We start from the raw sequence: 13,143 nt of genomic DNA on the forward strand, positions 1-13,143 counted from the left end.
CCGGCCGGGCTGCCGCCAGTCAGACCGCGCCGCCGTACGCGCGCACGAAGTCGCCCAGGCCACGGTTGTAGCCGGCGCCGACCGCCTTGAACATGAAGTGGCCGTCGCGGCGATAGAAGCTGCCGACCTGCACCGACGTCTCCATCGAGAAGTCTTCCTCGAGCGCGTACTTCGCGATCACCGCGCCCGACACTTCGTCGGCGATCTGGATGTAGCTGTTGCGCACCTGGCCGAAATTCTGGCGACGCGCTTCAGCCTGGTCGATCGTCACGACCACCGAGATTTCCTCGACATCGGCCGCGAGCTTCGTCATGTCGATGAAGATCACCTCGTCGTCACCGTCGCCGCTGCCCGTGCGGTTGTCGCCGCTATGCACGACACCCAGGCACTTCGACGCGGGCATCCCGCGCTTCGGGAAATCGTCGCCCGGCTGGATGAACGTGTCCTTGCGCTCCATCGTGCGCACTTCGCTGTTGTAGAACACGAAGTGCTGATCCGAGATCAGCTTCGGATTGCTCTGCGCGTCGTACTTGCACAGGAACACCGACACGTCGAGATCGAAGTCCGTACCCGTGTCCGTCGCGTTCGCGTCCCAACCGAGACCGATGCGGAACTTCTGCGTGCCGGGCGCTTCCTTCGACAGGTTGACGCGACCGCCTTTCGACAAATTGATCATCTGAACCTCTTCTGCTGGAACCGCCGTTGCGCCGGCGGCAATGCCGGGCCGCCCTGCGCGGCCCCTCGTTGATGATGTTCGACCCGCGCGCGACGCGGGGTCACTCGCCCGCTACAGCCGTGCGGTCTTCCTTGCGCTGCACGACGATCGACGACCACACGGCCGCCGCGATCATCGCCGCGCCGACCAGGCCGGTGATGACCTCGGGCACCTCGAACTTCACGCCGAGGAACATGATCGTTGCGAGCGCACCGATTGCCCAGAACGCGCCGTGCTCGAGATAGCGGTATTGCGCGAGCGTGCCCTTCTTCAGCAGCACGAGCGTCATCTCCCGGATATAGGCCGCACCGACGCCGAGGCCCAGCGCGATCAGGAAGATGTTGTTCGACAGCGCGAATGCGCCGATCACGCCGTCGAAGCTGAACGACGAATCGAGCACTTCGAGATACATGAAACCCGCGACGCCTTCGCGCACCACGCGCGTGCCCGTCTCCTCGCCGCCGATCAGGTCGCCGATGCCGTGCGCGATCACGAAGCTGATCACGCCGAACGCGCCTGCGAGCAGGAAGGCCACCTGCTCGGCTGCCGGCACGTAGAGCGACGCGACGATGATGATGGCGAGCGTCAGCGCCACTTCCAGCGCCGTGATGCGGCCGAGGTGGCTCATCGGGCCTTCCAGGAAGCCGATCCAGTGTTCGTCCTTCTCGGTGTCGAGCATGAACTTGAAGAACACCATCAGCAGGAACGCGCCGCCGAATGCGGAGACCTGGTGATGCGCGGACGTGAGGATCGATGCGTACTGCTCCGGCGACTCGATCGCGAGCTTCAGCGCGTCCCACATGCCGATGTGGCCGATCACCGCGACGATCAGCAGCGGGAATACGAGCCGCATGCCGAACACCGCGACCGGCAGGCCGAACACCATGAAGCGGTTGCGCCACTTCTCCGACCAGTTCTTGAGCACCGAGGCGTTGACGACCGCGTTGTCGAGCGACAACGAGATTTCGAGCACCGACAGGACCGCGACGATCAGCATGTCCTTCACGCCGCCGAGGAGATAGGCCGCGATCAGTGCGAGCACCGTGAGCGACAACGGGATCTTGAAGTCTTTCAACATGATGGGGGGTAATCGAGTTCGGGATAAAAGGCGTGCGGGCTGCGCTTACTTCGCGCGCACCCAGTCGCAGAATTCCTGCGTGATCAGCTGGTCGTAGATCTGTTCGTCGCTGACGTCGAGCGATTCGAGATGCAGGAAGCCGACGTTCGGCATCTCGTCCGCGACTTCCGCGAGGAAGCCGAATTCACTCGGATCGCCGACGCCGACGAGCGACCAGTACAGCGGGTAGTGCTGCGACTCGGCGAGCAGCTGGCGCACGCGCTTGCGGTCGTTCTTCGGGTTCTGGCCGTCGGTGACGAACAGCACCCATGCGGGCAGGTGGCCGTTCACCGGCGCGGTGGCGGCCGGCGCGGGCGTCTCGTCCGCTGCGCCGAACAGCCGGCTCAGGAAGCCGCGCTTCTCTTCGCGCTTCGGCGACGGCTCCGGCGCACGGAAGAAGAAGTCGACGATGTCGTTCATCACCGGCGCGTACTGCGTGCCGCCCCACTTGTCGATCCGCGCGTTGAGCACGTGGTCGGAGATATACGAGCCGTAGTTGTCCGGCGTCGCGGTCGGCAGGCGGTCGTAGCCTTCGGTGAAGGTCCACGTATCGACTTCGCCGTTGTCGTCGAACTTCAATGCGATGCCGAGGATCCGGTCGTGCGTGTCCTGGATCACGCCCGACTGGTACAGCGGCTTCGCGGAGCCGGAGATGTCGAGCGCCGCCCCGACGCGCACGACGGGCGGCTTCAGGATCTGGCGTTTTTCGAGGACGATCGCGACCTTCGCCGCGCGTTTCTCAAGCGTAATCATGCGGTGTTCTCTCGGTTCTATCAGTTGTGCTTCGGAGCGAATCGGGTGATCAGGTCCTGTTCGAGCTGGCGCAGGCGCGGTGCGTCCTGCTCACGCTGGCGCCGGCCGTCGGCGATGATCTGCGTGATGTCGTCGAATGCGCCGAACAACTGCTGCTGCGCGTATTCGAACGTGTCGGTCGAGATCACGGGGCGCTGGCTCAGCTTCGCGACTTCCTGCGCGTTCTGGCGGTTCAGGTCGGCCTGCGCGCGGATCGCCTCGTCGGCCGCGTCGTACGTCGCATTGGCGAGCGCCGCCGCGCGCTTCGTGCTGAGCTGCTCGAGGTAGAGCGCGAACGCGTTGGTCCACGCGGGGATCAGCACGGTCTTGATCGTCATGAACTTCGACGTCAGCGTGCGTTTCTGGTCCTGCTCCATCCGGATCTGCGGTGCGAGCTGCTTCGACATCAGCATCGCGCGGTCGAGGTCGTCGAGCTTGCTTTCGAGCGCGTCGACCTTGCGCTTCACGTCGAGCAGGCGCTGTGCGGCGAACGCGTCGTCCACCGGTTGCTGGCCGGCCGCGAGATGCGTCCGCAGCGCCGCGAGCGCCGTTTCGCCGTGCGCCTTCGACTGCGCGAGCTCCTGGTGCAGCGCGTAGTTGTCGTTGTACATCCGCTCGAGCTCGTCGATGCCGGCCTTCTGGCGCTGCGCATGGTTCTCGAGCTCGACGACGAGCGTGTCCATCCGCTTGCTCACCGACTCGTATTGCGACAGCAGCTTCTCCTTGGTCGAGCGGAACAGCCGCGTGACCTGCGTGAGCAGCCCGCCCTTGTCGGCGCCGCGCGGGTCGAGCCCCTTCGCGGTCGCGATCAGTTCGTTGAGCTTGTCGCCGAACTGGTCGGCATCCGACGCGCGGACGCTCGCGAGAATCTGCTGGGAGAAGGCCGCGATGCGCGTGCCCTGCGTCGCGCCGAGCTGGTCGATCTCGTCGACGGTGATCAGGCGGACGTTCTCCGCCGGGCGTGCAGCCGGCACGGCAACGGCGGCGGCGGGCATGACGGCGGGTGACGAAGACGGGGTGGAAGGACGATCGCTGACCGCATCGGAGTTCTTGTCGTCGAAGAGCGGCTTCATGTGGCTACCACGTTTCCTTTTCTGCTTTCTGCTGCGTGTTGTCATGCGCGCAAGGCGCGCATCCGCGATTGCCGCCGTGCTCTCTCACGTGCGGCAGACGGACAATAAAGGGCGACGACGCGGTGCGTCAAGAGATGTGAATCTTTCAATGACCATACGCTTTGTAAGGTATACGATGGAAGTCTCGATACGGCTCCCGGTGGCGTGAGGACAAATGCCTTGATGTTGCGAGGACCGGCAATTCTCGGGAAACGTCGGTAGCGAATAATAGAAAGTATTTTGAAAGAATTGACCTCTTGCCATTCCACTGATTGTTACAGATTGCTTAATGCGGCGAGAACCATTGTCGCGACGCATCGGGCGGCGGTAAATCCGCCGAAGTCAGTCACGCAGACGCGCAATGCATGGCGACAATCGTCCGGTGGCTGGTTCTACTCCGAATAGCCCTGCGACGCCGAACGTGCATCATGACGACGGCCCCACCACGGCAAGTACGCGTTGTTTTCACCGCGTGCACGGAACCAGTTCTTGCTGGTGTCGATCGGCGTCAGCTTCGACGGTGCGACCACCACCACCGCCGTCGGACGCTCGGTGTCGGTCGTTCCCGCCACGAGCACGTTTCCGCCGAGGTGCTTCGCTCGGCCGATCGCCAACGCGACATCGGTCAATGCCGCGCCGGCACCCATGTCACCGAGCAATGCCGACGTATTGAAGGTCTGCGTGTGAAGGTCGTATCCCGGCCGCACCTCGGTCAGTGATCGCGACAACGCGGCGGCCCTTGTCGATGCGGCATCGCTGCCCTTGCCTGCGTCGTGAATGACGTAATTCAGTGACGAGACCGTGACGCCTGCGTTGCTCGCCGCCGCGTCGATCGTCGATACCCATGCCTGCACCACGCGGCTCGTGCGTTGCTTCGTCTCGAAATCGTCGATGTTGCTTCGTGCGGCCTTGCCGATCCAGGCCAGTGGTTCGCGCTCGGTCTTCAGATTCGGGCCGGCGAGGAACAGCAGCACCATGTTCTCGTTGATCTGTTCGTCCTGCGGCGGAAAGCTCGGCGCGTCCCAGTTCATCACCCAGACGCTTTTGTCGGGGTGAGCGGCCAGATAATCCAGTGCGGCGTTCAGCGACGTGAAGCCGGCGTTGCCTTGACCTGACGTCACGTGGACATCGGGTGGCGTATCGTGGCTCCACAGATCTTTTGCGGACGGGTTGCCGATTTCGAACATGCTTGCAATCTCGCCGCGCAAATATGACGCTGCCCGCTTGGGATTCAGTCGATCGCCGGGAATGGCCAGCTCGACGTGTATGCCAGCCAGCTCTCTCCAATTCCACCGCCAGCGCGAGCTGACGGTATAGAAGTAGTCGCTGTTCACGAAATAGCGAATGCGAAAAAGTACCACGAGTTCGTTGACATACTTTTCATAGAACCCGGAAAACGACTCACGGCCCCGGCTACCATCCGCGACGATGGATATCGGTTGCAAGGTCGTGTATTTCGCGGGCTTGGTCCGCACCATATCGTCGTTGCTATTTGGCTTGACCAGCCCGAGCGTCCACAGCAGTTGCCACTCTGTCGGATAGTCACGCCGTTGCAGCGGATTGAGCCATGCAAGTCCGACGACCTGGGCCACGAACGGCACTGCGGATGCACCCTCGACGGCTTGCGTCGATGCGGCGTTCATCTCCGCACGCACCGGCAAGACCGACAGGATTGTCGCCGCCGCGATCACAACGGATTCGACGTGTCTGACAAGAGTGAGACGGGACATGAATATTCCGAATCAAGCTGGTCAGCAATGCGTTGGCTGTCGACCAGCAGGCACCGGAGCCCGGCCGGAACCGGAACCCCCGTCTTCACTCCCAATGGCGAGTACGTCGTGACAATCGTCCCAACGACTCATTCCCGCCCGGACGACGCCAGACTCGAAATCAGCGTCGCGCCACACGAAGTCTTGTGACCATCGAACGCCGCGGGTTTTCCGTCGACGATCACCTGCGGATCGCCTTCGGCGATAAAGCAGGCCTGATGCCCCGAGATCGGGCAGACGCACGTGTCGCCGAGCCGGGCGACCGGCCGCCCCATCACTTCACTGACCGCGCTGCCGGTCACGACCTGGCCGCCATGGCTCGTCGCGTCGCCGACCCGAATGATTCCGCGCATGCGCGCTCCTTATTCTGAATAGCCTTGCGATGCCTGACGCGCATCGTGACGGCGGCCCCACCATGGCAAATACGCATTGTTTTCACCGCGTGCACGGAACCAGTTCTTGCCAGCGTCGATCGGCGTCAACTTCGACGGTGCGACCACGACCACCGCGGTCGGATGCTCGGTGTCGGTCGTTCCAGCTACGAGCACGTTTCCGCCGAGGTGATTCGCGCGGCCGATCGCCAGAACCACATCAGTCAATGCCGCGCCGGCACCCATGTCACCGAGCAGCGCCGCCGTGTTGAAGGTTTGCGTACGGAAGTCGTATTCCGGCAGCACTTCCGTCAGCGTTTGCGACAGTGATGCAATCCGCGTGGATGCGGCGTCGCTGCCCTTGCCTGCATCGTGCACGACGTAATTCAACGACGACACGGGTACGCCCGCATTGCTCGCCGCCGTATCGATCGTCGATTTCCACGCCTGTACAGCGCGGCTGGCGCCTTGCTTCGCCTCGAAATCCTTGAGGTTGCTTCGGGCAGCCTTGCCGATCCATGCCAGCGGCTCACGCTCGGTCTTCAGATCCGGGCCGGCGAGGAACAGCACCGCCATGTTCTCGTTGATCTGTTCGTCCTGCGGCGGGAAGCTCGGCGCGTCCCAGTTCATCACCCATGCGCTTTTATCCGGGTGGGCGGCCAGATAGTCCAGTGCCGCGTTCAGCGACGTGAAGCCGGCGTTACCTTGACCTGACGTCACGTTCACATCGGGCGGCGTATTGCGGCTCCATAAATTTTTTGCGGACGGATTCCCAATTTCGAAAATATTAACAATCTGGGCTCGCAAATGTGATGCCGCAAACGCAGGATTGAGTCGACCAGCGGGAATTGCCAACTCAACATGCATTCCAGCCAATTCCCTCCACTTTCCCTGATCATTCGAGCTAACCGTATAAAAGTAATCCTCATTCGTAAAATATCGCGTACGAAAAAGTATCAGCAGTTCATTTACGTATTTTTTATAGAATCCGGAAAATGATTCACGCCCCCAACGACCGTCAGCCACGATGGAAATCGGCTGTAACGTAGAATATTTTTTCGGATTGGTGCGAACCATATCATCGTTGACATTCGGTTTTACCAAGCCCAGCGTCCACAATATTTGCCACTCCGTGGGGTAATCCCTGCGCTGCAGCGGGTTCATCCAGCCAAGCCCGACGACCTGAGCGACGAACGGCCTGGATGCCCCTGCTCCGACAACCGGAATCGTCTTCTCGTTCGATGAGGCAGCAACTGCGCGTGGTCCTGCAATCACCGTTGCAAATGCAAATACCATGATTGCAATAAGTCCCGGGATCAATACCAAACGCTTCATCAGAGTTCCCATACTTAACGATACTCCTGTCGCACCATCGGACGAAATCAATATCAAGAATGACGCTCCCAACGCAAGGAGCATCGCAGCGACGGCAACTCCAAATCGGCGCGGCCAGGTAGCAATGACCGACCTCATAAAATGCCCCCGATCTTCAGGAAAAGTCCACCATCTCTTTCATCATGTATCTTGGACGGCATTTTTGCGTACTCTTCCGTAGCGATCCAGTCCCGCAAAAACAACCTATTACACTTCCCGGTTGAAATATATTCCGCCATCTGACCATTTGGATTGCTACCATCACCGCTATCGTCACCATCGTCGACATCATCACTGCCATCGTCACTGCTATAACCGCCGTCATCATCGCCCAGGCCCTTTACGAACCTCCAGTCAGCCTGAATTCTGAATTCCTCCAAATCAGCCGCAGTCAAATAGCAAAGTCCAATGGCCACATCGTAAGCCAACGCCTTTTCAGCGTGGTCCTTGTTGGTCATGATGGTCGAATGATTGGTGGGGTTATTCTTGTCTCCGCCGTTCAGAATCTTGAAGATCTCCTTGTTCCGCCATTCGGTATAGTCAGCGCTTGCTGCGTCCGGATCATCCTCTCCGATCACCTTTCCGTCCTTGTCGACCCAGCGGCGATTCCCTGATCTCCGCGCCTCCATCCGCAGAATGGAATGATCCTCGTATCGCTGCGCAGCCTCGAATCGTGCGTCACCCTTCGCTTTCAGCGGGTCGCCCTCGGACGTCGCAAATTTTTCTGACTTTTCATCGAAGTTGTCGTACGGATCGTCATCCCGCTTGTCCTTCTTGCCAGCATCGCGTCCGGCGGACGGTGGATCGTAGCCCTCGTTGAAATCTGCTCCTTTGAGCAGATTCCCGTCCGCATCGCTCGCGCCCGAGGCTTTGCCGTAGCGCAACGCCTTTGGAAAAAAGCGCGTTTCCTTGTCGAGCATCGGTGCCGTAATCGGGATTTCCCATCCCTCCGGCGGCAGGGCATTGACCTCCATGTGCGACAAGTTGAACAGGTAGAGGGGCGGGCTCATTACAAACGTGACAAACTTCGCGAGCCAACCTTCATTGGAATGCATGCCACGAGCAAAACCGTACCGCGCGGGCGGTGACGGCGGATACCAGAACCCCTCCGTTTTGTTCTTGCTGCTACGCCAGTCATCCTCCCAATACCGGTATAGCTTGTTATCACCGCCGACTTCGAAATTCGACGCGAACACGCGTTGCGAGAAAACACCCCAGGCATTCGTTGCACTGATCTCCTCGATACTCATGCCGCGCCAGCCGATTCCTTGAACGGGCAGCGCGGAAATGACCTGATCATGCGGGCAGCAATACAGTGTCACTCTCCCGTAGGTGTTCTTCTGGTACAACCCGTGCGCCTCCCGGTCCTTGGCAGCGCTATACGGTTTCCCCCCGTTCTTCGACGGTCTTGCGTTTTCCATCGCGCGGTCGAGATCCTCCGCCGGCATCTCCAGATCGGCCCGAGCGCGCAAGATATCGAAGTACTCCCTCAGCGTTTCCTTGCGTGCGACATAGGTCTCGCGCCCCACATGCCCGTTCTTGTCGCGTACCCCGCGCTGTGCCCAGGTATCGGTGAAGTTGCTCTCCACGAGGCTGTACGGCGGATTGGCGAGAACATAAGTGTCCGCGACGCAGCGGCCTTTCTTGCCCAACCGATCCTTAACCTCGGGCAACCGGTCACCGAGGAATGCAGCGGCGAGACCGATCATGTTGCCCTGGCTGTGGCACACGATCGTGATTGGCACATCCGCCTGGCGCTTGCGGATCGATTCGACCAGACGCGCAAGCCGCATTGCACCCAGCACGCCATAGGTCCGCGGCGGCGTCGAATAGATCTTGCGATTGCCGACCGAATTCATGTGCTGGACGGTCAGCCACAGAAAAAGCCGGTCGTGCAACCCGTCATTCCACAGATCCGGCAAACTCGAACAACCGCCCGCGAACGGCCCGCCACCCCAGTAGTTCTTCTCGTTGAGCATGATCTTGTCGCCATACTCTTTCAGTTCCTCGGCATTCGCCGCATAACCCCACCGGAAATGAATGACGGGCGAAAAGGAGGGATCGGGCTTGATGTACGTCTTCGACGACATTTCCGGATTGAGAAATCCGTCAGCCGTCAGGCTTTCGATATAGCTGACCGGCGTCATCTGCCCGGCCACCGGCCCAAAATGGAACAGTTGATCGTCATACCGCCCCATGCGCCGGTTCAATCCATCGCAAAGCCCTTTCTCGGCCGCAGTGAACCATTCGCCCTCCGAATTCACCCCGTGAACGAAAATGACGACGCCCGGCAGCGGCATCTGCATCACGCATTGGAGGTCGTTGCGGTTGAACAGCGTCGTCCCCGCTCCACCACCCACCGCCGTCTTCGACGGGTCGTCCGTCGACGGCTGCCCGCCCGGGTTCTGCGAAAAGTTGTAGTTGAACATGTTGTTTTTCTTGAAGACTCAGCTCAGGTTCTCGACTTGAAGAAGCGCACCGCCAATTGTTCGAACTGATCGCTGCTGACCGGCGCCAGCTTGCCTTGCGCGTCGGTCTTCCCCTTGATCAACTCGCCCGATGCCTTGCGCACCTCGGCTTCCATCCCTTCGACCGGCTGCCCGTCGGTCGCCCGAACCAGCTTCGGCACCCGCCCCAGCGAACCCTGGTCGAACTTCGGGAAATCGGTGCTCATGCTCGCCGGCCCGGCCCACGTATGCGACGCGGACTTGACGGTGAAACTCCCCGGACACCCGAGCTCGATATCTCCGCCCTGCAGCTTCAGATACGCGCCGCCCGACGTCACGAACACGACCTGCTCGCTGGCCATGCCCGCGAGCTTTCCGCCCCCCGCCGTCATCTGGATGTTTTTCGCGGAATCGATCTGCGTATCGTCGTTCTGGCTCTGCAGCGCCACCTTCCCTTGGTTGGCGATCGCCGAGACCCCTTCGCTGTGCGCGAACATCGCCACGCCGTGGCCGGCCTGCAGGTTGATCCGCTGTCCGCTCGTGTACTGCAGGTGATTCTGCGCGACGATATCGACGTTGCCGCCCGCATGGGTCGTGACAGTCTTCGGCGTCGCGATGCTGATCCCGGCCGGCGCGGTGATGCCGATCGCCGCCATCGACGCGCCCGACGATTCGCCGCCACCGGCGGCTTCCCCGTTCGGCCAGCCTTTCACCGTCGTCATCAGCACGTCGTGCGGCTGCGTATCGGGCGCCACGCCCTGATGCTGGCCCGCATAGTCGCCGAGACTCTTGAACAGCTCGACGCATTCCTGCATCAGTTGCAGGTACTCGTCCCGCGCCAGGTGGCCGTCGCTCGCGCGCAGCCGTTCCCAGGCCGAGATCAGCATCGCCTTGCCGCTGCGAATCGCCACGTGCGCATCGCTGCGCAACTCGGCGCCCTCGCCGCGCGCCGCACCCTGGCCGTTGTCGCGCGGCTGCGTCAGATAGCCGAGGTTCAGTTGGCTATGCGCATGCTCGCTCGCCAGCTGGCTGCTGATCTGCCCCGGCGTATCGTCGAAGCGGATCTGGTTGTACCGCTGCCCCTTGATTTCCTTCGTCTTCGTGCCGGACAGGTAACGGTTGCCCGGCAGCGCGCCCGTGTGGCTGAAGGTCGCCGGCATGTTAGGCCCGTTGGCCAGCACACCCATCACGACGAGCCGGTCCGGATCGCCGCCGATATGGCCGATCAGCACCTCCATGCCGACGCGCGGCAAGGTATTCGCGCCAAAGCTCGGCCCGGCGAGCGCGCAGGCGACTCGTACCGGCGCGCTGTCGGTCGGCGTGCCGCTCGTGCCGGCGCCCTGCGCATGCGCGTGATCGTCCGCGTTCAGCCCCTGGATCTGCACCCGGATGCGGCCCATTTCATCGCAGAACACTTCTTCCCCGTGGGGTCCGACGACGACGGCCGTCATCGGATGCACGGCCGGCAGGTCGACATGGGGATCGTAGGCCGGGGTCAGCGGCACGCCGCGCCGCACGCACGAGAACGTGTTCTCGTAGCGCCGGTCGTTTTCATCGCCTGGCTTGCTGCTCACGTCGGTCGGCACCGCGTTGAACAGCACGCGGCTTGCCGCGAACAGCGACTGCGCGCGCTCGTTCAGTTCCTTCGGCAAGTTGTTCCGTACACGGTGATGAAGCGACGTGACGACGAACTGCCGCTGCTCGGCCGGCAATGTGTCGAGCTGCGGATGCTCGGCAAGCGCAAACCAATGGCCGACGGCCAGGTCGCGCACATTGCTCACGCCGTCGACGGATTCCGCGCGCAGTTCGTGCGCAAGCATGCGGTCCTTGCCGATCCGGTCGAGATCGGCCGACGAATTTCCCGCGTGCGGAATATCGATGACGCTGTCGGCCAGCAAATGCCCGAGATCGTTGCCGCCGTCGCCCTGGTCGACGATCGTCGCCTGTTCGGTTTGCGACATCCGGCCGGTCTTGTAATCCCATGTCGGCCGGACGATCTTGCCCGGAATCAGGCTGCGGCTCGTCGCCCACAGCGTGATCGAGTCGCGCTCTTCGGTGGCGGCATCACGGTGATAGCGAACGGTCCCGGCAACCGTCTCGGGCAACTTCATCGAATCGTCGGCAAAGACCAGCGTATGAACCGGCGTGTCGTTCGCGTTGCCGTTCGCCCGCTCGCCGGCCTTGCCTGCCTTGACGAAGACGGTCGCGCCGTCGCGCCGCAGCAGCCGCCGGATGAAGTGCGCGTCCGACTCGTTGACCTGCCGCGTGAGTTCACGCGCCGGGTAACGTTCGCCTTGCAGGCCGGACAGGTCGAATTCGAATGCGCCCGCCAGCGCCGAACTGCGCTGGCGCCACTCCTGGAGCAGCACGCCGAGGATGTCGGGCAGGTTCTTGGTGCGGAACAGTCGCGAATTGGTTCGCCGCTCCATTACCGACAACACGTCGCGAATCGTCAACTGGTAGCAGGTGAGCGAACCGTCCGACTGTCCGGTGCGGACGTCGGTGACGATGCCGTTGATAGTATGGAGACGCCCGCGATCGGTCGTCATTTCGACGGAAACCGGTAGCCCGATGAAGCTGCGGATCGGGAGATCGGCCCGCGCGGACACGCAGGTCAGATGCCCCTCGATGCCCGTCATCAACCCTTCCCGGATATCGGCATACTGAAGCGCGAGCACGTGCTCGAGCGTCTTCTGAGCCGGCCCCCAGTTCATGCGAACCGGCCGATTGTTCTGATCGACCACCCCGGACGCAAATGTACGTAGCAATTCGGCTGTATTCACAGCGTGACTCTCAGGATTTTGTTTTACTTCGTTGTTCACCGGGCAATCACGCCCGCTGGTCCGTCCTGGGAGTGCCGCCCGCCTGTTTTTTCGCGAGCATATCAAATTTGTCAGGCGAGTGACGAAATTTTGAAAGGTTTTAGAGCGCTTTGTGTAACGCTTCTAACCAGATTTAAAATTTCACAATCTTTCGAATTGACCACATCTCGTCCGGCAACGCCCGATCGTCGTCATGGTGTAGCGCCGGCCGGCACTTGCCGCATGCCTAACCGTGGCAACACGAACGGCACCGATCGGTCACGAATCGTGAAATCCCACCGCCCTTCGATGTCCGCGAACGTCGCACTGAAATGCCGGTCGTCGGCCCACGTCATGCCGTCCAGATGGCACGACGCGTACATTGCGCCGACCGTGCGCCGCGCGAGTTCCTTCAACGGATCCTTCGACACGAGCGTGAACGTGACGGCCTCCTCGAACAGGCAGTCGTAGTCGGTGACGAGCAGATAGGCGTCCGGCGTCTCGAACTGGCGAAGCAGCACATAGCCGGAAACGGTGAGGCCGCAACGTTCGCCGTTCACGAGCACATGCGTGCGCGACGGCCACGTTTCATACAAGCCGTCGTGCGTTTCGAGCGTGAAGCGCTCGATCGGCTTCATCGCCGGG

Annotated in this window: 10 protein-coding genes; all 10 read right to left on the bottom strand. The window is 61.6% G+C overall.

The annotated features are described in order from the left end of the window. Window positions 1–19: 19 nt before the first annotated feature. Window positions 20–676 (bottom strand): TerD family protein, encoded by a 657-nt coding sequence (locus CFB47_RS12800; RefSeq protein ID WP_039369378.1) that lies wholly within the window; start codon window positions 674–676, stop codon window positions 20–22. Window positions 677–776: 100 nt separating this feature from the next. Next, window positions 777–1,793, bottom strand: coding sequence for a DUF475 domain-containing protein (locus tag CFB47_RS12805; RefSeq protein ID WP_089456520.1), 1,017 nt, complete (start codon window positions 1,791–1,793; stop codon window positions 777–779). 45 nt (window positions 1,794–1,838) lie between these two features. Continuing rightward, window positions 1,839–2,585: a VWA domain-containing protein gene (locus tag CFB47_RS12810; RefSeq protein ID WP_089440600.1), complete on the bottom strand. Its 747-nt coding sequence runs from the start codon at window positions 2,583–2,585 to the stop codon at window positions 1,839–1,841. A gap of 20 nt (window positions 2,586–2,605) precedes the next feature. Next, window positions 2,606–3,697, bottom strand: a complete 1,092-nt coding sequence (locus tag CFB47_RS12815) for a toxic anion resistance protein (RefSeq protein ID WP_089461306.1) — start codon at window positions 3,695–3,697, stop codon at window positions 2,606–2,608. 431 nt (window positions 3,698–4,128) lie between these two features. After that, on the bottom strand, window positions 4,129–5,466 hold the full coding sequence (locus tag CFB47_RS12820; RefSeq protein WP_089461307.1) for a virulence factor: 1,338 nt from the start codon (window positions 5,464–5,466) through the stop codon (window positions 4,129–4,131). A 128-nt stretch (window positions 5,467–5,594) separates the two neighbouring features. Then, a complete protein-coding gene (locus tag CFB47_RS12825) occupies window positions 5,595–5,858 on the bottom strand; it encodes a PAAR domain-containing protein (RefSeq protein ID WP_011352637.1) in 264 nt (87 codons plus the stop codon). Between the two features lie 9 nt (window positions 5,859–5,867). Next, entirely contained in the window at window positions 5,868–7,349 is a 1,482-nt protein-coding gene (locus CFB47_RS12830; protein WP_089461308.1) for a virulence factor, read from the bottom strand. Next, complete coding sequence (locus CFB47_RS12835) at window positions 7,346–9,679, bottom strand: hypothetical protein (RefSeq protein ID WP_089461309.1); 2,334 nt, start codon at window positions 9,677–9,679, stop codon at window positions 7,346–7,348. The genes CFB47_RS12830 and CFB47_RS12835 overlap by 4 nt, the downstream gene beginning before the upstream one ends. 23 nt (window positions 9,680–9,702) lie before the next feature. After that, window positions 9,703–12,480 carry a type VI secretion system Vgr family protein gene (locus CFB47_RS12840; RefSeq protein WP_089461310.1) on the bottom strand — a complete coding sequence of 926 codons (2,778 nt, stop codon included), beginning with the start codon at window positions 12,478–12,480 and terminating at the stop codon, window positions 9,703–9,705. A 230-nt stretch (window positions 12,481–12,710) separates the two neighbouring features. After that, complete coding sequence (locus CFB47_RS12845) at window positions 12,711–13,136, bottom strand: hypothetical protein (protein ID WP_089461311.1); 426 nt, start codon at window positions 13,134–13,136, stop codon at window positions 12,711–12,713. Window positions 13,137–13,143: the final 7 nt, after the last annotated feature.

The organism is Burkholderia sp. AU27893 (assembly GCF_002223205.1).
Lineage (GTDB): Bacteria > Pseudomonadota > Gammaproteobacteria > Burkholderiales > Burkholderiaceae > Burkholderia.

What these genes read in the sequence shown, in the direction of transcription:
- CFB47_RS12835 (WP_089461309.1), bottom strand. Translation starts at nt 9,679, where the DNA reads ATGTTCAACTACAACTTTTCGCAGAACCCGGGCGGGCAGCCGTCGACG.
- CFB47_RS12810 (WP_089440600.1), bottom strand. Translation starts at nt 2,585, where the DNA reads ATGATTACGCTTGAGAAACGCGCGGCGAAGGTCGCGATCGTCCTCGAA.
- CFB47_RS12845 (WP_089461311.1), bottom strand. Translation starts at nt 13,136, where the DNA reads ATGAAGCCGATCGAGCGCTTCACGCTCGAAACGCACGACGGCTTGTAT.
- CFB47_RS12820 (WP_089461307.1), bottom strand. Translation starts at nt 5,466, where the DNA reads ATGTCCCGTCTCACTCTTGTCAGACACGTCGAATCCGTTGTGATCGCG.
- CFB47_RS12815 (WP_089461306.1), bottom strand. Translation starts at nt 3,697, where the DNA reads ATGAAGCCGCTCTTCGACGACAAGAACTCCGATGCGGTCAGCGATCGT.
- CFB47_RS12830 (WP_089461308.1), bottom strand. Translation starts at nt 7,349, where the DNA reads ATGAGGTCGGTCATTGCTACCTGGCCGCGCCGATTTGGAGTTGCCGTC.
- CFB47_RS12800 (WP_039369378.1), bottom strand. Translation starts at nt 676, where the DNA reads ATGATCAATTTGTCGAAAGGCGGTCGCGTCAACCTGTCGAAGGAAGCG.
- CFB47_RS12805 (WP_089456520.1), bottom strand. Translation starts at nt 1,793, where the DNA reads ATGTTGAAAGACTTCAAGATCCCGTTGTCGCTCACGGTGCTCGCACTG.
- CFB47_RS12825 (WP_011352637.1), bottom strand. Translation starts at nt 5,858, where the DNA reads ATGCGCGGAATCATTCGGGTCGGCGACGCGACGAGCCATGGCGGCCAG.